Below are 21232 nucleotides of genomic sequence, written 5' to 3'. Positions count from 1 at the left end.
CCGGCCTCTGATGCAGCGATGGAGCTGCGGGCCCGTATGGGAGTTCGCGGACCGGAACCAAATCATAAATGCGTGCTCCAGGCACGATGAGTACATCTGGTTCTTCCGGCCCCGTCTCGCCGACTGTTGCGCCATACCCTCCTTCGACCGACTGCACCTGCGACGACCTCTGGCCCGCCAAGATCACGCCTTGGCCGCACCGGAGCTCTGTAGTTTTCGCACTTGACGAGTAGCGCCCAGACGATCCGCGCCATCTTGTTAGCGAGCGCGACGGTTACCAGCATCCGCGGTTTGCGAGCCAGCATCTGTTCGAGCCACGCCCCCCTTGGCGCACCGCGTTTGCTCGCCTGTTGCACGACCGCGCTGCTGCCGATGATGAGGAGGCGCCTGAGCGTGCGTTCGCCCATCTTGGATGTCGCACCGAGCTTCTGCTTGCCGCCTGTCGACCTTTGAAGAGGCGTGAGACCCAACCAAGCGGCGAAGTCACGGCCTTTGGCAAAAGTCTCGGCCGGCGGTGCTAGAGCGGCGATCGCGGTGGCGGAGATCGGGCCGATGCCAGGAACGGTCATCAGCCTGCGCGATACTTCGTCCTCGCGAGCGCGTCGCGCGATCTCCTTGTCGAGGTCTGCGATCTTGCCATTGAGGTCGGTCAGCAGGTCTAACATCAATCGGAACATGGTGTGGGCCGCTTCGGGAAGCGAGCTGGCCATCGCTTCTTCCTCGATCAGATCGACAAGAGTCGCCACATGCGACGGCCCCTTGGGTGCAATCCAACCATATTCAGTGAGGTGACCCCGGATCGCGTTGATGAGCTGGGTTCGCTGCCGCACGAGTAGGTCACGGGTCCGAAACACCAGACCCGCCGCCTGTTGCTGTTCGCTCTTCACGGCCACGAACCGCATGCTCGGCCGCTGCGCCGCTTCGCAGATCGCCTCAGCATCGATCGCGTCATTCTTTTGCCGCTTCACAAACGGCTTTACGTAGGCGGGAGGGATCAGCCGAACTTCATGGCCAAGCTGGGTCAGCTGACGGGCCCAGTGATGCGCTCCGCCACATGCCTCCGGAGCTACCGTGCAACTCGGCTGGGCTGCGAAGAAATCCAGCAGCTTTCCTCGGCTGATCCGTTTGCTGAATATAGCTCGCCCTTTCCCGTCTGCTCCATGAGCGTGGAAAACATGCTTGGCGATATCCAGACCGATTATGATAAGCTCTGACAAGGACGCCTCCCTTAAGTGGTGCTCAACACCTCCACTTTGGCACATCGATGCCGTCGGGCGGTGCGTCCACCCCATCATAGATCCGCGGTGTCCGCTTACTCGCCAACTGCGGTGCAGACGCTGACATTTCACGAAGACCTGCCAAGGCCAAAAGCGGATTCCACCGATCGCCTGGACCAAACAGCCAGCTGAGCTGACATTTAGTTAAGCTGTTGTTGTTGAACCTTTGCCTCGAGTTGAAGGACTTACGTGCATAAGCGCCGGGGACGAAGGTCTCCCATGACGAAGCCTCGAACGATTGTGGCCGTTGCGCTCATCATCGAGACGCAGCTGTAAGCGCCATCTTGTTTTCCGGATTGCCAGCCTTGTTCGCATCAAGACAGCGGATCGGCCGGTGAAGATCGCGGAGGCAAAGAGATGTTTCCGGCAAAACCTGCGGCACTGTTGCTTAGCTTGGCGGTGCTAGTAACGCCAGCACTCGCACACGATGATGGCCGATACGACAACTCTCCGCTGAAGTCATGGTTTGAAAGCTTGCAGAGCGAATTTGGAAAGTGCTGCACCGATGTTGACGGATACATCGTTTCTGATGCGGATTGGGAGTCCAATAGCGGGCGTTACCGCGTCGCATCGACAACGAATGGGTCAACGTGCCTGACGACGCCGTCGTCAAGGAACCAAACCGCTTCGGCCGTACAATGGTCTGGAGGCATTACATCGACGGCCATCCACGCGTCCGGTGCTTCATGCGTGGCAGCATGACTTGATGCAGTCTTAACGGAAGACGCTTCTAGCCTTTTTCGGTAACGAATTTCGCAGCGCAAAAAAAGCTTGACACCGATCCCCGTCATTTTAAGTTTTTTGGCGGGAATATCCTTGGGAATTGAAGGACAATCGAAGACGATCAAGAGTGATGACCATGATCGACGAGAACCTCGCCCGCTTGCGTGCCCATCGCAACAACATCACCCGCTATCGCAGTCTGCTCGGGACCAGATTGTCGGATATCGAGCGTCAGTTCATCACGCGGCGACTGTGTGAAGAAATGGCTGAGCTTCAACGCCTAACTCAGCCCGAACCCCTAATCTATGTTTCAGAGCCTTCCGCGCCCGGCACTTCGACAATAGACATGGGCATGGTCGCGCCACCCGCGAGCACCTGATATCTCGGGAGCGGATCATGAAGAAATCGCGCAACACGCCTGCCATCTGCCGCAAGAGCTACGTACATCCAGAGGTCTTGACTGCCTACATGTCCGGCGAATTCGTCGATATGATCGAAGCGAAAATAGCTCAAAAATTCAAGAAGCAGTACGCGCAACTGACGCCCCTTATGGTTCTGGCCTTTCTACACAAGCGCCTGGCGGCGTTGAAGGCAACAGATTCAGGATCTTAGAGGACGGCTGCGAGATAATTTGCTGTCCGGCTGCGCGATTTCTTCGCGACCTGCGACGGCGTGCCTGAGGCTACTATCCGACCGCCTTCGTCGCCGGCACCGGGCCCAATATCGATGATCCAGTCGCTGGCGGCAGCCACCGTCATGTCGTGCTCGACCACGATGACCGTATTGCCGGCCTCAACCAGGCCGTGCAGTTGCCTCATCAATTTGGTGACGTCCGACGGATGAAGTCCAGTCGTCGGTTCATCCAAAACGTAGAGTGTCTGACCACGTTGCGCCCGTTGCAGCTCGGTGGCGAGCTTGACCCGCTGCGCCTCGCCTCCTGACAGTTCGGTCGCCGACTGGCCGAGCCGGATATACCCGAGCCCGACGTCGCGAAGCACGCCCAGACAACGACGTAGAAAATCCTCACTACTGAAGAACTCGAACGCTTCGTCCACAGTCAACGCCAGCACGTCAGCGATTGATTTGTTCCGGATCTTGACCTCCAACGTTTTGGCGTTGTACCGCGCGCCTTTGCAAGTCGGACAGGGAGCGTAAACGCTCGGCAGGAAGAGAAGCTCGACACAGACGAAGCCTTCCCCTTGGCACGTCTCGCAACGGCCTTTCGCTACATTGAAGGAGAACCTGCCCGCGTCATAGCGCCTTGCACGCGACTGTTTGGTTGAGGCGAAAATCTTGCGAACATGATCCAGCAGGCCGGTGTAAGTCGCGAGATTCGATCTCGGCGTACGGCCGATCGGCTTCTGGTCCACGACTACCAATCGCTTGATGTCATCGAGGCCTTCCGCAATCTCGCCACCTAAGGTTTCGACCGGAGTCTCTAGCTTGTCGTCCTCGTCGCCCGCCTCTTTGCGCTGGCCCAGTTCGTCGCCCACGGCATCGACAAGAAACTGACTAATGAGGCTCGACTTGCCGGATCCCGAAATCCCCGTGACGCTCGTAAACACGCCGAGCGGAATTTCCGTGTCTAGCCGATTGAGATTGTTGCGCGTGACACCGCGAAGCTTGAGCCATCCGCGGGGGTCTCGTGGAGCCCTTGCCACCCTCTCGTGCTGGCCACAGAGGTAAGGTCGCGTCCGAGACGCTTCCACGTCTTTCAGTCCTGCCAGGGGACCGCTGTACATAATACGCCCTCCCTGCGCGCCTGCGTCGGGGCCGACGTCGACGATCCAATCGGCGTGCCGCACCACGTCGAGCTCGTGTTCGACGACGAAGAGCGAGTTGCCGGCCGACTTCAGGCGGTCGAGAGCGCGCAACAAGGCTTCCGTGTCCGCCGGATGCAGTCCCGCAGAGGGCTCATCCAGGACATAGACCACTCCGAACAGATTAGAGCGGACCTGCGTCGCCAATCGAAGCCGCTGTAGCTCGCCTGGCGACAGCGTCGGCGTGCTGCGTTCGGGCGTCAAATAGCCAAGACCGAGATCAAGTAGCACTTCAAGGCGTGCCGACACGTCCTCCGTTATCCGTTGCACCACGAGAGCCTTCTCAGGATGGCCGACGAATTGATTCCTTTTCTTGTCGAGATGCCCGCCGAGCAACAAGCGGAGCTGGTTCAACGGCAGTCGCGAAACCTCGGCAATGTCCATTCCGGCGAAGGTGACAGACAGCGGTTCGGGTTTAAGCCGCTTCCCCTTGCAGACTGGGCAATTTGAGCTCGACAGAAATTGTGCCACCCGGCGTTTCATCATAGCGCTCTGCGTCGTGGCGAACGTCTGCAGCACGTATTTGCGCGCGCCGGTAAAAGTACCTTGATAGCTCGGCTCCTCCTTCCGCTTCAGTGCCCTCCTCGTCTCGGCAGGCGTATAACCCGCGTAGACCGGCACCGTCGGCTGCTCGTCAGTGAACAGGATCCAGTCCCGATCTTTCTTCGGCAATTCGCGCCACGGCTTGTCTACGTCGTAGCCGAGGGTGACGAGAATATCGCGCAGGTTTTGGCCTTGCCAGGCGCTTGGCCACGCGGCTACGGCCCGCTCTCGGATGGTCAGCGTATCGTCGGGAACGAGCTGGCGTTCGTCGACAGCATGGACGCGGCCAATGCCATGGCAATTGAGACAAGCGCCCTCGGGCGTGTTGGGCGAGAACGACTCCGCATATAGCAACGGTTGATGCTGCGGATAGTCGCCGGCGCGCGAGTACAGCATCCGCAGCAGATTGGACAGGGTCGTCACGCTGCCGACTGATGACCTTGTCGTCGGCGAGCCTCGCTGTTGCTGCAAGGCGACTGAGGGGGGAAGCCCCTCGATCGAGTCTACTTCGGGCACTGCCATTTGGTGGAAAAGGCGGCGGGCGTACGGTGAGACCGATTCCAAGTAGCGCCGCTGGGCCTCTGCGTACAAGGTCCCGAAGGCGAGCGACGACTTCCCGGATCCGGACACGCCCGTGAACACCACGAGCGCATTTCGGGGTATCTCGAGCGAAACGTCCTTCAGATTGTGCTCGCGGGCTCCGCGGACGCGGACGAAACCGTCGTCTGTATGGATATTCTGCTCGCCCTTATCGCCGATCAGCGACTTGTCCATCGTACGGTTCCTCGCCACTCGCGGAAACGCTGTGGCCGTCTCGAAGAGGAAAGTCTCCGGGAAATGACCGGTTCCGTAACAGTCACCGGCCGTCCCTTAGCGCCGAAAGCCCGAGCTCCTGTGATTTACATCTAGGAACCGGCTCTCGCGCCCGTCGTTCAGTTCCCGACAAATGTTGAGGACTTCTACTCTGCACAGTACTCAACACGCACACCCTTACGCTTGCACAAGAACTCATAATACGCGCTCTCATCAAAGTCCTGGAAGCGCCCCCAACGGCTGACGTCGTAAACGAGTATGCAGCCAAAGTCCGCGCGCCCACACTGAACGTCGTCGATCCGATCTAAAAGACCCTTCCTATTCTTGGCGATTGCCGCCAATCTGAGGCCCGATTGACTATAGCTGATAGTCGGTCGACATCCTAAGTACTGCGCCGCACGGCGTGCTCGCTGTACCTTTGGTAACTAGCTCTTGTGCTGAACCAGCGAGCACCGCGAACGCGCACGTAGCCGTGCGCCGGTCGGCCCACGACTGGTTGTTCCGTCCGTTTCACCGCTTCATCCATCAATGAACTCCTCGCCCTCCACGCCGAGGAAAGACAACCGCTGTGTAACCCTACGATCCTATGCGCCGATACGGCGACGGCAGAATATATGGATCCTCTGGCTTTCCTCTACTAGACGTCGAGCACGAGAAGCAGGGCCACCACCAACCTCTCGCGCTCGGCCTGGGAGTTTTTCCGCCTAGCACTCGTTGTCGCGGGCGCCGGTGGTCGTCTTCTGTTCAGCTGCCGTCGGCTGGCTTTGCATCTGGCGCTGGGCGTCCTGCGACGAGGTTGCGGTGTTCTCGCTCGACTTGTTCATGGCAGAAGTTGGCGGATGCTCCTTGGCGCTTGGCGAGGGGGTGCCCGTGCTCGTACTCGCTTGGCCCGTCGTGACGGGTCCAGAGCCGGCATCGCGGTTAGCTGTATTGCAAGGGCCGCCGAAAGCGATAGTTGAGCTGACAGCCAAGACGGCGCCAACCAGCATTGATTTCGTAAGCATGACATTTCCTCCTGCCGGCTAATGCTTGGCGGAGCCGGGTTCCGCCATTTTACGATGCTGTTTTGCGAGCATCTCCGCGGGCGTCGCATTTGCCACTGCAGACTGGACAACATCGCACTCGCCTTTCACCATGGCGTCGAAGCCCTGGCGCGCGACCATGGCAGGATCGTCTTTGTCCTCTGAGCCCACCTTGGTGTCGAGCATGTCGGCGCGCTTGAAAAACTCGGTCTCGGTCGCGCCCTGCATGAGGCAGGTCACGCTGATTTCGGAATCGCGAAGCTCCTCGCGAAGCGCAAACGACAGTGAATTCAGAGAGGCCTCGATTGCCGGCTCTACGCCCGGCAGCTTTCAGGCGGTGTACAACGCGTCGAAGATTCGCCGTGAGCACGTCGATCGGACGGCCCCTGATGGCCGCGTGGAGATGCCTTCCTGCGTGGCGAGGTCGAGGTGGAGGGCTTCGACGACCTCCGCGCCAGGCTCACGTCGCAGGTCGGCGGCCGCCCTTTCAATTTCCACCTCGTCTGCGGCAATCAGAAGGTCATACCCATCGCGCGCGCATATGCGCGCAAACTCGTAACCGATCCCTGTAGATGCGCCGGGCACGATTGCAAATTGCCTGACCATCTCGGCTCTCCGTTTGGTCCCAGGTTGCCTCCTTAATCGCGCTAGGCAGCCGCCGTTCCTAACGCGATAGGAACTTCGAGACGCAATTAAGCTTAGCCGTCATCATTCGCTTGGAGTTCCCTACATGAAAGCTCTCACTTGGCACGGCAAAGGCGACATCCGGTGCGAGACCGTGCCGGATCCCAAGATCGAGCATGGCCGCGACGCCATCATCAAGGTGACTGCCTGCGCGATCTGCGGTTCGGACCTGCATCTGCTCGACGGCGTCATGCCGAGCATGGAAAAAGGCGACGTGGTGGGCCACGAGACGATGGGCGAGGTCGTCGACGTCGGCAAAGACAATACCAAGCTCAACGTCGGCGACCGCGTCGTGGTGCCCTTCACGATCTCCTGCGGTGAATGCTTCTTCTGCAAGAACGGCTTCTACTCCGGATGCGAGCGGTCCAACCCCAACGCCAAGATGGCCGAGAAGATGTGGGGGCATTCTCCGGCCGGTTTGTTCGGTTATTCGCATATGCTCGGTGGTTTTGCCGGCGGTCAGGCGGAGTACCTGCGCGTGCCCTACGCCGATGTCGGTCCTTACAAGGTCCCGGAAGGTCTCACCGATGAACAGGTGCTGTTCCTGTCGGACATCTTTCCGACCGGCTACATGGCCGCCGAGTTCTGCAACATAAAGGGCGGCGAAACAGTGGCTGTCTGGGGATGCGGTCCTGTCGGGCAGTTCGCTATCAAGAGCGCCTTTTTGTTGGGGGCGGAGCGCGTGCTGGCGATCGATACCGTTCCTGAACGGTTGGCACTCGCCAGACAATCGGGTGCAATCACACTCGATTTCCAGAACGACGACATCTACGATCGCATCCAGGAGTTGACCGGCGGGCGCGGCGCGGATGCCTGCATCGACGCCGTCGGCACCGAGCCTGAAACCACTGCCAGCATTGGCTCTGTGATCGACCGGATCAAGGTCGCGACCTTCATGGGAACGGACAGGCCGCACGTTCTTCGACAGGCGATCGAGTGCTGCCGAAATTTCGGCACGGTTTCGATCGTCGGCGTCTATGGCGGGTATCTGGACAAGATTCCTATGGGCAGCGCCATCAATCGCGGCCTCACCTTCCGGATGGCCCAGACCCCCGTCCAGCATTACATGCCGAAGCTTATGGAGCGCATCCAGAAAGGCGAAATCGATCCATCCTTCGTCATCACCCATCGGGCAACACTCGAGGAGGGGCCGGAACTCTACAAGACCTTCCGGGACAAGAAGGACGGTTGCATCAAAGTTGTGATGAAGCCTTTCGGAGCCTGACGACTGTCGGCTATCCGAGCAGGATTAGGATGGAGAGCACAGACGCGTATTTCGATCGCAAGCTGGAAGAACTGAAGCTTCTGAACAGCTGCCTGGCTGCACCGCTATCACTGGATCGTCCTGATTCGGTCGCCGAAGTCATTCGTCGTAAATTTCAGCTGACCGCAGCTCTCAGAGCCGCGCATGAGACGCAGGAGTGGAACGCCACCGAGACCGCATGGGCGGGCAGCGCGCGTCCATCCAGCGGGCCCTTTAAGTTTCAATACGACTATCAACGCGCTGACCTGGCCGTAGAAGGACCGTCATTCTATGCGCTCGATGAGCGGCACGCTCGACAAACGATCTACACGGCTTCGGGAATGGGGGCGATTGCTTCGCTACTCCTCGCACTCTCCAAGTCGATGAAAGGTGGCGAGGTCGTTGCGCTGCCAGGCTCTTACGGGGAAACATTAGAACTGATCGACGGCTATGCGCAGCAACTGCACCTGGTAATCGGGTCGATCCAGAGTTTCTCGACGGACAGTACCTCTCGCAGAGTCCTGTTGCTGGATTCATGCATCGCGTCTCGCGATTTCGGCGACGTCGTCAATTGCGGAAAGCTGCATTTCGACCTCATCATCTTCGACACAACATGTTTCACCGGAAGTTCGGGACGTATTGAGCAGGTAATCAGGTGGTCGAGGCGCCGGGGCGTTCCGCTGATCCTGGTCCGGAGTCACAATAAGTTGGATTCGTTGGGTGCGGAGTACGGGCGGCTAGGTTCCATTACGTTGATCCGCAGCGATTTCGCGACACAGCGGATTCCTTCCTCATGCCTCGAAGAGCTTATGGCGGAAACGCGCAACGCCATAAGGCTCCTGGGCAACGCAGCCTTACCCGCGCACTTTCCGCCATTCGTAGGCACATCCGCTTACCGTCGCCTGACGAGGAGGCGTATGGCCTCGATCCTTCGTAACGGTCGTTTCTCCTCCCGGCATTTCGCCTTGAGGCTGCGAGGCGTGCCGTCGCAGTTGCAGCCCGTTCACGGACTATACGTCACGTTGGGATCTCGCGAACCTCTCGACGAAGCGGCAGCCCGGCAGGCGGCCGCAGCCATGAGCGAGGAGCTAAGCGAAGTCGGCTTTCCAATCCGTCACGCTGGGAGTTTCGGCTTTGATTTTGCCGCGACCGAATGGTTTCACGACCTGACGACCGACCGTTACAGCGTCCGCATCGCCGTGCCTGATCTCCCCTCGAGCCTCTGGATCGATCTGACGCGAGCGATCGGCGACTGGTGGCTTGCTTCAGTTTCCCGATCCTGAGCGTCAGAGCTCAGTCAAGGTCAGGCTCGTTATACTGGCCTTTCAATCCTGGAATCGCCTCCACGGGAAGGCCACGGGGACATAATACAGCATGACCTTGAATGCCCATCACGACCCATGACTGACGAACAGCGCGGCGAGATCACGAAGCTCTGCCGTGAGGCCGATATCCTGGACAAGTCGGGCGAGCTTCTCACACGTCAGGGCGCACATGATCGCATCGACGATTTGCGTGAGAAGGCGCGCAACCTCAAGAATTCGTCGTCCGCCTGATCCTAGTTCTCTCCGAATTGCGCCGCCGTTTGCCGAGCATGGGCGAGAGGTGTGTAGCGCCTTCGACAACCGGCTCCGAATTGTCTTCGGCATCTTCTCGTCACATACCGGGGGGGCCGCCAGCTTGACAGCATCTTTCACGTCCATCAATGCCAAGTCCCTCTTTCTGCCGTTACCGAAGCTGCAGAGACCCGCGAGACGCAGCTTTCCGAGCGAACTGCAGCCTTTCATCCAGTACTCCGCGTCAATGAATTCAACATCGGCGTCGTCATCGCGTGATCGCAGTGATACGGCCAGGTGGTGCAACGCGGCTTTCGGGAAAAGCCTTTGACATCGCTGGTCTCTTCCGGCGCAAGTGGCCAGAATTTTGAACCCAATGGTATCGTTGGCTTTTCATTCTTGCGACGTAGAGCGGCTCGCTGCAGCCAGACTCGGCCGGGCTGCTTTTGGCTAGGAACAATCGCCTCAACCTCATGTTGCCGTGCATCAATCCTTTTACTTATGGAGCGTTCCGATGGCCGACAAAGATCTAAATGCGCTTTTCCTCGATACCCTCAAGGATATCTACTACGCCGAAAAACAGATCTATAAGGCTTTGCCGAAGATGGCGAAGGCCGCCAATTCCGATCAACTTCGGGCGGCATTTGAAAAACATCACGATGAGACCGAAGGTCAAATCGGTCGCCTCGAACAGATCTTCGAGCTTCTCGAAAAGCCGGCGCGCGGAAAGAAGTGTGACGCGATCGAAGGCATTCTCGATGAGGGCACCGAGATCATGGACGAGTACAAGGGTGAGCCGGCACTTGATGCCGGGCTCTTGGCTGCCGCTCAGGCGGTCGAGCACTATGAGATATCCAGGTACGGGACGCTTAAGAGCTGGGCCACGAAGCTTGGTATGAAGGATGCGGTCAAGTTGTTGGATCAGACGTTGGCCGAAGAGAAGAAGACCGACGATGCGCTGACAAAGCTTGCTGAGACGGCAGTCAACGCGGAAGCAGCCTGAACCACCCTGTAAGGATCGGGAAGCGCCGCCCTCCGGACGGCCCTTCCCGGCTCTCAATGCAGCGTTTCGTTTCGATTTAGAAAGACAATCACATGAGTGAAAAGTTCAATCCGGCGCCGACTGACAAACACGCCGCCGATTCCAAGCAGGAAATGCGCAGTGATAAGAAGCAAGACGATGAACTTGAGAGAGGCTTGAAAGACAGCTTTCCGGCTCTGACCCCGGTGAGTAGCACGCAGCCTACAAAGGCCGCGCCTAACGCCGAGTTGGTCTAGTTGGCCGTATGAGGCGTGGCCACGCGGGTCCACGGAGGATCTCTCGCTCTTCATGCTCTGGGCGCTGACCCTCGGTCTCGGGTTTTTGGATCGTCTACGGTGTTATTCGATTGGATGATCGTCGGCGCGAACGTGATTAGCGCCACGCTCGCGGCCATCGTTTTCTGCTGCAAGATACGGGATCTCAGGTCGCGAGGCCGCTGTAGAATCCATGGGCCTGACAAACGGAGGCCGAGATGACGGCGATACGAATCCGCCATACGACCACCTATCGTTTTAGAGAGGCAGTACATCTCTCTCCACACCGCCTAATGCTACGCCCTCGCGAAAGCCGCGAATTGCGGCTGATGTCACACATCTTGACGATCACGCCGGACGCTGTGACCAAGTGGGCCCAGGATGTGTTTGGCAACACTGTCGCCCTGATCAACTTTGCAGACACAGCCCCGACGCTCGTTATTGGCAGCGAAGCCGATATTCTTCTCGATGCAGTCGATTGGCCGGTGTTCGATATCGCTGCCTCGGCCATTTCATACCCGTTCCGCTACTCCGACGAAGAATGGACCGACCTCGGCGCATTAACTATTGCCCAATACCCTGATCCGGGCGGGCGACTGCAAAACTGGACGAGAGGGTTTATACGTAGCAACCCAACCGATACGCTTTCACTGCTCAAAGACCTGAACGCCGGAGTCGCCCAGCGCGTTCGGTACCAGAGCCGTGAAATCGAGGGCACGCAATCTCCCGAGGAGTCACTCGACCGCGGGCGGGGATCGTGCCGCGACTTTGCAGTCTTGTTCGCCGAATCCGCACGAAAGCTCGGCTTCGGCGCGCGGCTCGTCTCCGGCTACCTCCACGACCCGAGCCATCAGCTCCTAGGTTCGGGCGATGCTGGCTCGACCCATGCTTGGGCCGAGGTGTTCCTACCAGGTGCGGGCTGGGTCACCTTCGACCCGACGAACCGCAGCGTCGGTGGTCGAAATCTGATCCCCGTCGCAGTTGCCCGCGATATCAGCCAGTGCATACCAGTATCAGGAAGCTTCTTTGGCCCAAGCGATAGCTTCCTGAGCATGGGCGTGACTGTCTCGGTCACCGCGGAAGGCGGGAGCGCTAATGGCGTTCTCATCACCGATAAGAGCCAGGACAAGGCGAGATCGCCCTGATGAACTGCGCCAAGGGGAGGACCGCCGTAGTGCTCGCAATCCAAACATGTCCGGCGACAACGTCAACAAGCCGGATCGCGGGCTGCTCGCGAGCGCATTATGCCAACGATAGCGCCCGCTCATTCCGGAGTAACGGTGCGCAACCTCTTTACCGAGACAAACGTCCACCAATCCCGAGCCTTGATAGGAGGGTGCGATCGGCTCTTTGCCTAACCTGTTCGAACGTGCATTGAGAAGGCTTTTTGTCCGGTCGCCACCTGATGATCGAAGTCCCGTGACGAAAGCGACCGCCGGTGAAATGATCGTAGGACACTTCGACCACATATTTCGGCTTGACCGGCTGCCATTCTGGCGATCGCTTCGTCGACCAGCGACTGGGACCGCCAGGGGCATTTCCTGTAAAGCTCTGAGCTTGCTTGACGGCTTCGAGCTTGTCGGTCAAAGCCGGCCTGTCCTTTGCTTTGATCCCCGACGAGAATCCAACGTGGTGCAGCAACCCGTCATCATCGTAGAGCCCGAGAAGAATCGACCCGACGACCTGCCGGCCCGCTAGACGGTTTTCGCCGTAGCGAAAGCCGCCGATGACACAGTCCGCACTACGATAACGCTTGATCTTTTGCATACCCTCTCGATTGCCGGCCTGGTATGGAAGGTCGAGGCGCTTCGCGATGACGCCATCGCTTCCACCGCCCGCCGACGCGAGCCAACGTTGGGCATCCCTCAGCTTCGAGCTGGCCGGCGAAAGGCGAAACAGGTTTGTCTTCGAGAAGAAACGAGCGGCGAAATTCTCCAGAAGTGGCCGCCGCTTGGCGAGAGGCTCACCCGCCAGATCGCTTCCGCCTTTCAACAAGAGGTCGAACGCGAGGAACAAGGCCGGGCTCTCTGCCGCCAGTTTCTTCACGCGGCTTGCAGCAGGGTGAATGCGCTGCAACAAATCATCGAATGAGAGTTGACCGCCGGTCGGAACGACGATCTCGCCATCGAGGACAAAGCTTTTTTCGCGGACCGCAAGCGCGCCGGCCATGACTTCGGGAAAGTACCGGTTGAGGTTCTGCCCGGACTTCGAATGGAGGTCGACTTGCTCGCCCTCCCGCACCAGAAGGCAACGGAAGCCATCCCACTTCGGTTCGTACAGCCATAGCTCGCCGATCGGAATGGCGTCGACCGAACGGGCCTCCATGGCCTTGATTGCGATGCGGCGCTTTTTCACGCCGCTCAGTCTTCCACACGAGCGAGAGGCCCGATGGCAGGAGCGTTGATTGGCTGTCCGTCGACATCGAACATCGATCCATGACAGGGGCAGTCCCAACACGTCTCAAAGCTGTTCCAATGCAGGTGACAACCCACATGCGTGCAACTCGCCGACCTCAGGTGCAGCGCACCTGCCTCGTCTTTAAAGGCTGCAAGTTTTTTCAGTCCACGCCGCACGACCGCGCCTTTGCCAAGCTTGAGATCGTCCAGTGAGTTAATCTCGCCAGGCGCCGCATACTCAGCAAAGCTTTTAAGTGCGGTAATGTTCTCAGTCACAAAGTTCTTCGCGGCCTTAAGAGGAACCCGGCCCGGCTCGTAGATGTCTTTCCAGGGGTGATCCTCACCAAAAACGAGGCTCGTATTCAGCATCGCGCCGGCGACACCGTGCGTCAGGCCTTGCCCGGAATCGCCCATCGCGACGTAGATATTCTTGCCGCCGGAATCCCGTCCGATGAAGCCGGCATAATCGATTGTATCGAGCACCTGCCCGGACCAGCGATGCGTCTCTTTGCCGAGGCCGGAAACCAGGCTGCGGGCCCAGGCTTCCAGTCTGTCAAAACGCTCATCAGCGTCGTCTGCCTCTCCGCTTTTGTGATCTTCGCCTCCCACCAGCACATAGTCGGTATTGGCGGGACCGGGCTGCAGGCGGACATAATGGTAAGGATCTTCAGTGTCCCAGTAGAGCGCGTCAGGTATCGCACCGCGATTGATCTCGAAGGTGATAACATAGGTCCGATAGGGAGCCGTCTTCGTGTGGATGGCAAAGCGGTCGGAGATCGAAGAGTTGGTTGCGACAACGGCATGTTTGGCGCGAATGGCGCCGCGCGCGGCTTTAACCGTCACGACACCATTGTCTTCAGTCACTTCGTCGACCGGACTGTCTCGGAAAAAGGTCACGCCATTCTTACTGCAGGCCTTTGCCACCCCGGCCAGGTATTTGAGGGGATGAAAAGTCGCTTGCCGGGGATAGCGCAGAACGTGGCGGCCCTCGCACCCTTTGAGGGATACGCCCATCAGCCGGTGGAAGGGAGCTCCGACCTCGCGGACCGCATCCATTTCCTGGTCGATGATATCGGACGGCATGTCCCGCCCCTGAATGAGATAGCCGTCAAGCCTGCGAAAGTCGCAGTGGATCTTCTCTATCTTCTGGATTTCCTCGATGCGGTCGATGGCAGCCGCCTGGCTGTCGCAAAAGAGCTTTGTCGCCTCGTGCCCCCTGATCTTCGTCATTTCGCTGACGAGATCATCGCACAAAGGAGCAAGGTGAGCCGACGTCCTCGACGTCATGCCACCGCAAATTCGGCCGCGGTCGATGACAATGACGGACTTGCCGCGCTGGCAAAGCTCATACGCCGTTGATATCCCGGCGATCCCGGAGCCAATCACGGCGACGTCGCACTCCTGCGCGCCATCGAGCACGCGCGCATCAGGTGCGACGTCAATATCCATCCAGAGCGATTTGCTGGTCATGATGTTCTCCAAACACGTGAGAACGTTCCCATGTCAGGCAGAGTTCCAATTCTACGTCTCAGACCTTGAGTACAACGGCCAGCATGCGCCTGAAGGTCGTCGCGTTCTTGGGAGCGTGCGCGTCGTTGTCATTGTTGAAATAGACCCAGGCCCGCTTCGCACCGCTCGCCTTGATCCTTTTGGCCCAGATCTCCAGCTCGCTCTTGGAATAATCGTGACGATACCATCGCTTTGGGCCGTGCAGGCGGATGTAGAGTTCATCGCTCGTCCGAACGAGTTCGTCCGGCAAGCGTGGCGCGCTGCAGGAGCAGAAGATAATCCCCGCGATACGAAAAGCCTCATAGACCTCTTCATTCCACCAACTCGCGTGCCGAAACTCCACGACGTTGCGACGCTCGGGATCCAGCTGGCAGACTATGTCATTAAGACAGGTCTTGGTGTAACGATAGCTCGGCGGCATTTGAAACAGAAAGCAGCCCATCCGGTCACCCAGAATGTCGGCGATCATTCCAAAATCCCGGATGAGCGTCTTTGTCGCTTTGAATCGTTTCACGTGGGTGATGAGTTCGGAGACTTTGACGGTGTAGATGAACTTCTTCCTCCCGGGCTGCCGCCGCCAGGATTGGACACCGGCGACTGTCGGCCACGAGTAAAAGGATGCATTGATTTCGACAGTGTCGAAACGCGTTAAGTAATGATTAAACCACTCGGTTTGCGGCACGTCTGCATAGAATGAGTCCCGCCATTTCCAATAACGCCAGCCGGAGCATCCGACGTGGACAAACTGTCTGTGTCGCGGCGGATCCTTTGGACGGTCAGTTTTTGTCTTGAGGCGAGCAGCATGCATCTTTGCGGCACGCTTGATATTGTCCTCGCGCTGCTTTTCGCGTCGCAGACGTCTGCGTTCTCGGAGCTCCTCGGGGGTCAATTCGATCCGCGTCGGTGGTGCCATCTGCGAACGACCCTCGATTGCCTACCGCTACAGCCTCGCGAGCCCTGCTGGCGCCGTTACAATGCAAGTCCGCGGCGACATCTGGGCTCCCGCTCCCGCGTGCGGAATCTTTACCGTCGTTTAAAAAGGGTCGTGAATTCGTAGAGAAGAACGACTGCACCGAGAGAGCGCCGCCAAGGATTGACGCCACGGACGATTTCATCCACCGTCCAGAGAACGAGGCCACCGTTGGCCGCGATCGTCAGGGCCAAGTTTGCTTTGCGTGCTGATGGCCATACCCAGAGCAAAAGGCCGGCCACGATCACAATCCACAGAATGAGATTGGGTGACTGTACAATCGTGATAGCGCCGGTCTTGCGGTTGCGGAAAAATCATCGAAAGAGCTGGCCCCACTAGGGTTTCGCCCCGGTTGAATCTTCAGTCAGAGTCCAACCTCACCTTCTTCGCGACCTTTCCAATAGGTCGCGCGGTTGGCTTTGACCTTGATCAGGACAATGCCTGGAGTATCCACGCCATTTTCGAACCATTTGTCGAGCTCACTTGTCCAGTGCTGATGAAAGACGGCCTTGTCGCGGATCAGTTCGGCAGTCCCTTCGACGGCCACTTAGATCCGTTCGGCGAATAGACCGGTCTCGGATGAGAATCCGAGCGCGACATTAGGATTCCGTTGGATGTCAGAAACTGTCCGCGTCTTTTCGTAAGTGAAGTAATAAGACGTGCCGTCGTAAGCCACGTCGCCGTTGTTACTCATGGGTCGATTGGCGATCTCACCGTTTTCTGTGTGGGTCGAAAGAATGGCGATGTCGATGCCGGCCATTTCCTTCGCGATTTCAGCGAGCGATTTCTTGGACATCTTTCCTTCTCCATTGGCCGGGGAGCAACTGCGGGGTTCAACCCATGTTCCCTTGAGGTCCGCAACTGGTTAGCCGTGGGAGCGACGACAAGCGATTACGCCGCTCATTGCTCGCGGACGGTCAACGTTACGATCCGAAACAAGGATGGGGCGAACAAACCCTTGCCCACTCTGCAGCATCACCTTGGCATGGCGCAGGAACTCGACAGAAACCGAATGTAAAAAGTAAATCGGCTTACCTAGATGCCGGCATACGGGGCAGCCCACGTAGGCAGCCCCGCCTTGTTAAGGCGCGCCCGCCTGTTGCGTGAACAATGGTCTTTTACTGCCGTAAGAGCGATCAGAGGCCCCGTACATTGGATGGAACCTTGATCAAGCCTCGGATGTTTTCTGACGAGCGGTGCCTACTTCACGGCAAGATTAGCGACCCCGGTAGGATCGACGAGCGCCGGACCGCCAAGCGAGGTAGCAAGTGGGTCGCCCGAACACGGTTAGCAAACGGATAGCAAAGCCCGGCACATCGAAAGCTTCGGATCGCGACGCATCTCGCAACCCGGTGCAGCAAAAGCCGCTCCCACTTGGTTCGGGCGCGCGCATGAACGCCCGGGTGGTCTTTGCCGTAGCGGTGGTAGCGCTCTCCCTGTGGACAGCGGGGGGATTCCTGCCACCTTTGATCTGGGCGACCATTCTCGCCGTCACCTTGTGGCCTCTCTACATCAAGTTCGCTGCACGGCTCACCTCGGGCCCAACAAGGCTGGCAGCCGTCGCCTTTACAGCGATCGCCGCGCTCATCTGTTTACGCCCATGGCGCTTGCCATCTACCAGGTGGCCGAGCAAAGCGGTGACATCGCGAACTGGCTGAAGAAGGCCAGGGAGAGCGGAATCGAAGTGCCCGACTGGATCGCTCGCCTGCCGGTCGTAGCAGAAATCGTGCAGCAATGGTGGCGCGATAATCTGTCGGATCCGAAAGCCGCGACTGCTTGGCTCAAGACCATCAATGCGGATGATGCGTCTGGTCTATTCTACACTTTCGGCGGTCAGCTGATGCGTCGCCTGTTCATGCTCTTCTTCTCTCTGTTTGCCTTGTTCGTGCTGCTCAGCAACGACCGCTCGGTCGCTAACCGTACCATCGAGACGTGCGATCGCATCCTGGGGCACCCCGGCGAGGGCGTGGTGCAGAAGATCGTGGATTCGATCCGAGGGACGGTGAACGGTACCGTGATCGTCGCTATCGGCGAAGGCTTGTTGATCGGTGTCGGATACCTTGCGGCAGGCGTACCAAATGCCGTGATGTTTACCATCATAACCACAGCTTTTGCGATGCTCCCATTCGGTGCTTGGGCAGTGTTCACGGCCGCCGCCGCGACGCTTTTGTCCGGCGGTGGCAGCGGGATCGCGGCCGCAGGCGTCTTTTTCTGGGGCGCGACCGTCATGCTTGCAGGGGATCACTTTGTGTGGCCAACTCTGGTCGGGGGCGCGGCTCGGCTCCCTTTCCTCTTTGCGTTCGTCGGAATTTTCGGGGGGCTGGCTGCGTTCGGCCTACTCGGTTTGTTTTTAGGACCAGTCATCATGGCCGTACTATTGACGGTTTGGCGAGAGTGGATTTTTCGTCCTGAAGAGCGAAGCAGGTCTGACTGACTGCGCTGACGTGCGGGCCCCGAAGTGCTTTCGCTTAAGGCTTACAGCGAGCGCTATTTCCGGCGATATCTCTAATACGTCGCAGACTACCGCCTCCGCCTTAGCGCTTCGCACCGATTCCTATTTCTGAGTTTCCCGTTCAAGACGTCCCGCTCTCCAAAGTCTTTCCAGCGCGCTGTCTCGTGAGCTTCACCGCCGCAGACACGCTGAATCCGTCCGGCCGTCTGCCAAGCGGATCCGACGATCATCGCCAATTTGTCGTCGAGCGAGCGCCTCATTAAGTGATATCCTACGAGGCGTTCGCGCGAGCACGCTGCCGCGCCTCTCGGCGTGGTCCCAGGCGTTGACGTCGGCGCAAGGCCCTCTCGGCGAGCTGCGGCATAGGCTGCACCGGGGCGGGAGCGCCGTCGCGGATGCCACGGCTAGAACGAGGGGTCTTTGCACCAAGCTCGTACTTGGATTTTTACGGGTGCTACTGGCCGCAGCCTAGTGATGTCAGCCCAGTTCTTAGCTGCTCGTTAAGCAAACACGAGCAGTCTCGGTTTCGGGATGGCCGTTGGGACATACGCGGCCTTGTGCTTGGGGTTGAAGGCCCGCCTGCTCAGCCAGCCCCAGGCGGGCCTTCCCTCGTTCGAGGTTAAGCAAGCAGGCCATTTGTGAAATAGATCATATTGCAGGCTGAAAACGCTTCAGTAAGATCATCTCACCCGGGGCTGGGTCCATACTTCGCTTAGATCTTTTTAACCGGCATTTTGTGACACGGCGCGGGCCGCAGCGAGAAAAACGCTGCGGCCTTCGTTATTCTAGCGCCTTAAACGTCGACGATGCGTCATCTGCCGCCGCCGATCGCGCGCGCCTCCTGCCCAATCGGGCCCGGCGGTTCAATTGCCCCTTTCCGTTGCTGGCGAACCGCTAGCGTGACTGGTGGTCGCAATGCGTACTGCAGAACAATTGGTAAACCAAAACGTGTATTCCGCCCTGGTACACGTGATCGAACCCGACGCGACCTAAGAAGCCGCTTATTTGTGCGCGCTGCTTAACAAATCTGCTAGCTACGAGGCGCCGAGCGGCGTTGACTTTCAGCGGGTCCTTGGCGTGACACCTAGACGCCCCGGCGCTAGCCTCAGGCCATCCATCCGCGGCAGCCCCTGTCGTAAACCGGCAGGGGTTGCTTATTGGTGGTAGGCCCGCCAGTGAACCAGCGGGCCTTTGCCCGGCGGAGTATTTACAGCTCCCACTAGAGTGAAGCACTGATGTCTGACGACGACCCACTCAGGCAGGAAACGCACGCCCTTCAGCAGATGATGGAAGATGAGCGTAAACTTTTGGTCGGCCTCGAAGAGTTCATCAAGGGCAAGGTCGCGCTAGGCGTCCCCAGAGAGCGCGCCTACGCATAGTTGCGGAGATAGTCCCGTACGTTCGAGAAGTCAGAGCACGCGAGTTACGCCGCACGTTTAGCCCGGGAGCGGTTAGGCCCGGCGACGTGCACCAGGGGGCCTGAAACCTTCCCAAGTTTCATGCGTAGGACCTGTATCCGAGGTTTTGTTAGTTCCCATCTCGGGGCTGGAAATGAATACCGCCGCCGGGACATGTATTTGAGCCCGGTGGCGTATCTTTAACTTTTCCTTCGCTTCCCGGCATGTGCCAGTCGCTCCCTGTCACGCTACGCCCTACTCTGCTCGATCAGATCCTGGATGCGGGCGCTAGTGAAGATGGCGAAAGTGTCGCGCAACCAGGCGCGGACGTAGCGGATCAATATCCGCGACTCCGCCGTCTCGATGAAGCTGCCGAACGCCAAGCCCTGCCGCTGCACCTCGGTGCAGGCGCGCGCTCGCCGGCACCGACGTCCAGTTTAGCGAGAGTCTTAAGATCGACGGGGGCGCGATGTTTGCCCATGTTTGCAAGGTCGGGCTCGAAGGCGTCGTCTCCAAAGAGCGTGACAGCGTGTACCAGGTCGGCCGCAGCAATAAATTGGGTCAAGAAAACCTGCGCCCAGCGCGAGACCCTCACCATCGCCGGCTTCGCCCTCGATGAGGGCAAAAACCATGAATCGAGGAGGTGAGAATGGTCCTGATAGGATTTGGCGCCCTGCTTGTTCTCGGCGGAATTTTGTACATGGCACGCGCTACAATTTGGCGGGGATCGCTTAGTCGGCCCGCCGGCGATACACTGGAGCCGACGCGGCGCGGCGTGGGATTCCTGGGGGTCAGAGCGAACTGGCCGGGTATTCTCCTTGCGGCAATCGGTGCCGTTTTGTTGGTGTTGGGTGCCAGTCTCTAGCTTCAGCCACCCGCCGAGCTGCCGCCCTGGTTGACAAGTTGGTATCGACGCTTCAGCCGATGGCTCGTGGTTGTAGCGGCGTTTTGGAGGCGATCGAGGTCCGCACCGTCTTTAGCAATCACGAGCAGTCGCCAATTCAGGCCATCGGGTTCCGCGTCGCCGTGTTCAATCTCGACGGAGATAACGAGCTCCCCGCCGGGAACGTGCCGGATCTCCTGAAGAGCGATCAGTTCGAGATCGGACTTGGACACCAACGTTCTTGGCACCGGTCTCCTCCCGGCCGGTCTAACGCAGCCTCAATCGCTCCGCGACTGCTTCATGAAAGCGGCCCGCTCGATCATGTCAGCGGGCCATTTCTTTTCGCTTCTATTTCCCTTTCATCTTCGGGTCATTCATAGTCACCCCGGGGTTAGCCGAACCCGGGCTGCTCGATGCCCCTTGACCGCTGGTCGCGGCTGGAGGATTGCCGCCGCCTCCAGATCCCGCACCCGCGCCTCCGGCGCCCCCTGATCCCGCACCTGCGCCGCCGGCTCCGCCCGAGCCAGCGCCCGCGCCGGCCCCTGCTCCGCCAGCACCACCGGCCCCGCCACCAGCGCCACCCTGCGCGGAGGCGGCAGCGATCGATCCGAACAAAAGTGCAGCTGCGAGCGCCATCTTGCCGATCTT

General features: G+C 58.9%; 17 protein-coding genes and 5 pseudogenes. 12 read left to right on the top strand and 10 right to left on the bottom strand.

The annotated features are described in order from the left end of the window. Positions 1-200 precede the first annotated feature (200 nt). Positions 201-1217 (bottom strand): annotated as a pseudogene (locus AB7535_RS40145) (IS110 family transposase); the annotation flags it as partial. Between the two features lie 417 nt (positions 1218-1634). Here AB7535_RS40145 and AB7535_RS40140 point away from each other — a divergent pair. The 3 genes and pseudogenes from AB7535_RS40140 to AB7535_RS40130 all read left to right on the top strand — a co-directional run bounded on the left by AB7535_RS40140 (position 1635) and on the right by AB7535_RS40130 (position 2612). After that, positions 1635-1984 (top strand): annotated as a pseudogene (locus AB7535_RS40140) (hypothetical protein). A gap of 146 nt (positions 1985-2130) precedes the next feature. Next, positions 2131-2379 (top strand): hypothetical protein, encoded by a 249-nt coding sequence (locus tag AB7535_RS40135; protein ID WP_354134854.1) that lies wholly within the window; start codon positions 2131-2133, stop codon positions 2377-2379. A gap of 17 nt (positions 2380-2396) precedes the next feature. Continuing rightward, positions 2397-2612 carry a hypothetical protein gene (locus tag AB7535_RS40130; protein WP_354134855.1) on the top strand — a complete coding sequence of 72 codons (216 nt, stop codon included), beginning with the start codon at positions 2397-2399 and terminating at the stop codon, positions 2610-2612. On the opposite strand, the gene AB7535_RS40125 is transcribed toward AB7535_RS40130, so the two are convergent. The 3 genes from AB7535_RS40125 to AB7535_RS40115 form a co-directional block, all read right to left on the bottom strand. Beyond that, on the bottom strand, positions 2609-5137 hold the full coding sequence (locus AB7535_RS40125; RefSeq protein WP_439037681.1) for an excinuclease ABC subunit A: 2529 nt from the start codon (positions 5135-5137) through the stop codon (positions 2609-2611). The genes AB7535_RS40130 and AB7535_RS40125 overlap by 4 nt on opposite strands. Before the next feature lie 1061 nt (positions 5138-6198). Next, positions 6199-6438 carry a hypothetical protein gene (locus tag AB7535_RS40120; RefSeq protein ID WP_439034300.1) on the bottom strand — a complete coding sequence of 80 codons (240 nt, stop codon included), beginning with the start codon at positions 6436-6438 and terminating at the stop codon, positions 6199-6201. A 90-nt stretch (positions 6439-6528) separates the two neighbouring features. Beyond that, the gene (locus AB7535_RS40115) at positions 6529-6804 is read right to left on the bottom strand and encodes an SDR family NAD(P)-dependent oxidoreductase (RefSeq protein ID WP_439037680.1); all 276 of its coding nucleotides are present in this window, start codon (positions 6802-6804) and stop codon (positions 6529-6531) included. 124 nt (positions 6805-6928) lie between these two features. Between AB7535_RS40115 and AB7535_RS40110 the strand changes: the two genes are divergently transcribed. From AB7535_RS40110 to AB7535_RS40100, 3 genes are all read left to right on the top strand, one after another. Then, on the top strand, positions 6929-8107 hold the full coding sequence (locus AB7535_RS40110; RefSeq protein ID WP_439034298.1) for a zinc-dependent alcohol dehydrogenase: 1179 nt from the start codon (positions 6929-6931) through the stop codon (positions 8105-8107). A gap of 29 nt (positions 8108-8136) precedes the next feature. Further along, on the top strand, positions 8137-9408 hold the full coding sequence (locus AB7535_RS40105) for a hypothetical protein (RefSeq protein WP_354112621.1): 1272 nt from the start codon (positions 8137-8139) through the stop codon (positions 9406-9408). 117 nt (positions 9409-9525) lie between these two features. Beyond that, positions 9526-9681, top strand: a complete 156-nt coding sequence (locus AB7535_RS40100; protein ID WP_439034296.1) for a hypothetical protein — start codon at positions 9526-9528, stop codon at positions 9679-9681. A 93-nt stretch (positions 9682-9774) separates the two neighbouring features. Here AB7535_RS40100 and AB7535_RS40095 read toward each other — a convergent pair. Continuing rightward, positions 9775-9987 (bottom strand): annotated as a pseudogene (locus AB7535_RS40095) (DUF2252 family protein); the annotation flags it as partial. A 208-nt stretch (positions 9988-10195) separates the two neighbouring features. Here AB7535_RS40095 and AB7535_RS40090 point away from each other — a divergent pair. The 3 genes from AB7535_RS40090 (at position 10196) to AB7535_RS40080 (ending at position 12122) form a co-directional block, all read left to right on the top strand. Continuing rightward, positions 10196-10684, top strand: a complete 489-nt coding sequence (locus AB7535_RS40090) for a YciE/YciF ferroxidase family protein (RefSeq protein ID WP_071915852.1) — start codon at positions 10196-10198, stop codon at positions 10682-10684. Positions 10685-10776: 92 nt separating this feature from the next. Continuing rightward, a complete protein-coding gene (locus AB7535_RS40085) occupies positions 10777-10959 on the top strand; it encodes a hypothetical protein (protein WP_439037679.1) in 183 nt (60 codons plus the stop codon). A gap of 236 nt (positions 10960-11195) precedes the next feature. Then, positions 11196-12122 carry a transglutaminase family protein gene (locus tag AB7535_RS40080; protein ID WP_439037678.1) on the top strand — a complete coding sequence of 309 codons (927 nt, stop codon included), beginning with the start codon at positions 11196-11198 and terminating at the stop codon, positions 12120-12122. A gap of 148 nt (positions 12123-12270) precedes the next feature. On the opposite strand, the gene AB7535_RS40075 is transcribed toward AB7535_RS40080, so the two are convergent. The 4 genes and pseudogenes from AB7535_RS40075 to AB7535_RS40060 form a co-directional block, all read right to left on the bottom strand. Next, on the bottom strand, positions 12271-13302 hold the full coding sequence (locus AB7535_RS40075; protein ID WP_354134864.1) for an ATP-dependent DNA ligase: 1032 nt from the start codon (positions 13300-13302) through the stop codon (positions 12271-12273). 35 nt (positions 13303-13337) lie between these two features. Further along, positions 13338-14843: an FAD-dependent oxidoreductase gene (locus AB7535_RS40070; RefSeq protein ID WP_439037677.1), complete on the bottom strand. Its 1506-nt coding sequence runs from the start codon at positions 14841-14843 to the stop codon at positions 13338-13340. A gap of 58 nt (positions 14844-14901) precedes the next feature. After that, positions 14902-15795, bottom strand: a complete 894-nt coding sequence (locus tag AB7535_RS40065) for a DUF72 domain-containing protein (RefSeq protein ID WP_439034293.1) — start codon at positions 15793-15795, stop codon at positions 14902-14904. 421 nt (positions 15796-16216) lie between these two features. Further along, a pseudogene (locus AB7535_RS40060) lies at positions 16217-16648 on the bottom strand (pyridoxamine 5'-phosphate oxidase family protein). Between the two features lie 804 nt (positions 16649-17452). Between AB7535_RS40060 and AB7535_RS40055 the strand changes: the two are divergent. From AB7535_RS40055 to AB7535_RS40045, 3 genes and pseudogenes are all read left to right on the top strand, one after another. Then, positions 17453-18286 (top strand): AI-2E family transporter, encoded by an 834-nt coding sequence (locus AB7535_RS40055; protein WP_439037676.1) that lies wholly within the window; start codon positions 17453-17455, stop codon positions 18284-18286. A 1253-nt stretch (positions 18287-19539) separates the two neighbouring features. Then, positions 19540-19683, top strand: coding sequence for a hypothetical protein (locus AB7535_RS40050; RefSeq protein ID WP_439034291.1), 144 nt, complete (start codon positions 19540-19542; stop codon positions 19681-19683). A 433-nt stretch (positions 19684-20116) separates the two neighbouring features. Then, a pseudogene (locus AB7535_RS40045) lies at positions 20117-20327 on the top strand (DNA ligase); the annotation flags it as partial. Positions 20328-20568: 241 nt separating this feature from the next. Here AB7535_RS40045 and AB7535_RS40040 read toward each other — a convergent pair. After that, complete coding sequence (locus tag AB7535_RS40040; RefSeq protein ID WP_439034290.1) at positions 20569-20817, bottom strand: hypothetical protein; 249 nt, start codon at positions 20815-20817, stop codon at positions 20569-20571. Positions 20818-21232: the final 415 nt, after the last annotated feature.

It is taken from the genome of Bradyrhizobium sp. 956_D2_N1_4, assembly GCF_052076025.1.
Taxonomy (GTDB): domain Bacteria; phylum Pseudomonadota; class Alphaproteobacteria; order Rhizobiales; family Xanthobacteraceae; genus Bradyrhizobium; species Bradyrhizobium barranii.
This window is presented reverse-complemented; position numbering and strand designations above follow the sequence as displayed.

Bases quoted from the DNA above. Each gene is read 5' to 3' on its own strand.
- AB7535_RS40135 (WP_354134854.1), top strand. From the start codon at position 2,131: ATGACCATGATCGACGAGAACCTCGCCCGCTTGCGTGCCCATCGCAAC.
- AB7535_RS40130 (WP_354134855.1), top strand. From the start codon at position 2,397: ATGAAGAAATCGCGCAACACGCCTGCCATCTGCCGCAAGAGCTACGTA.
- AB7535_RS40125 (WP_439037681.1), bottom strand. From the start codon at position 5,137: ATGGACAAGTCGCTGATCGGCGATAAGGGCGAGCAGAATATCCATACA.
- AB7535_RS40115 (WP_439037680.1), bottom strand. From the start codon at position 6,804: ATGGTCAGGCAATTTGCAATCGTGCCCGGCGCATCTACAGGGATCGGT.
- AB7535_RS40110 (WP_439034298.1), top strand. From the start codon at position 6,929: ATGAAAGCTCTCACTTGGCACGGCAAAGGCGACATCCGGTGCGAGACC.
- AB7535_RS40105 (WP_354112621.1), top strand. From the start codon at position 8,137: ATGGAGAGCACAGACGCGTATTTCGATCGCAAGCTGGAAGAACTGAAG.
- AB7535_RS40100 (WP_439034296.1), top strand. From the start codon at position 9,526: ATGACTGACGAACAGCGCGGCGAGATCACGAAGCTCTGCCGTGAGGCC.
- AB7535_RS40090 (WP_071915852.1), top strand. From the start codon at position 10,196: ATGGCCGACAAAGATCTAAATGCGCTTTTCCTCGATACCCTCAAGGAT.
- AB7535_RS40085 (WP_439037679.1), top strand. From the start codon at position 10,777: ATGAGTGAAAAGTTCAATCCGGCGCCGACTGACAAACACGCCGCCGAT.
- AB7535_RS40080 (WP_439037678.1), top strand. From the start codon at position 11,196: ATGACGGCGATACGAATCCGCCATACGACCACCTATCGTTTTAGAGAG.
- AB7535_RS40075 (WP_354134864.1), bottom strand. From the start codon at position 13,302: ATGGAGGCCCGTTCGGTCGACGCCATTCCGATCGGCGAGCTATGGCTG.
- AB7535_RS40070 (WP_439037677.1), bottom strand. From the start codon at position 14,843: ATGACCAGCAAATCGCTCTGGATGGATATTGACGTCGCACCTGATGCG.
- AB7535_RS40065 (WP_439034293.1), bottom strand. From the start codon at position 15,795: ATGGCACCACCGACGCGGATCGAATTGACCCCCGAGGAGCTCCGAGAA.
- AB7535_RS40055 (WP_439037676.1), top strand. From the start codon at position 17,453: ATGGCGCTTGCCATCTACCAGGTGGCCGAGCAAAGCGGTGACATCGCG.
- AB7535_RS40050 (WP_439034291.1), top strand. From the start codon at position 19,540: ATGTCTGACGACGACCCACTCAGGCAGGAAACGCACGCCCTTCAGCAG.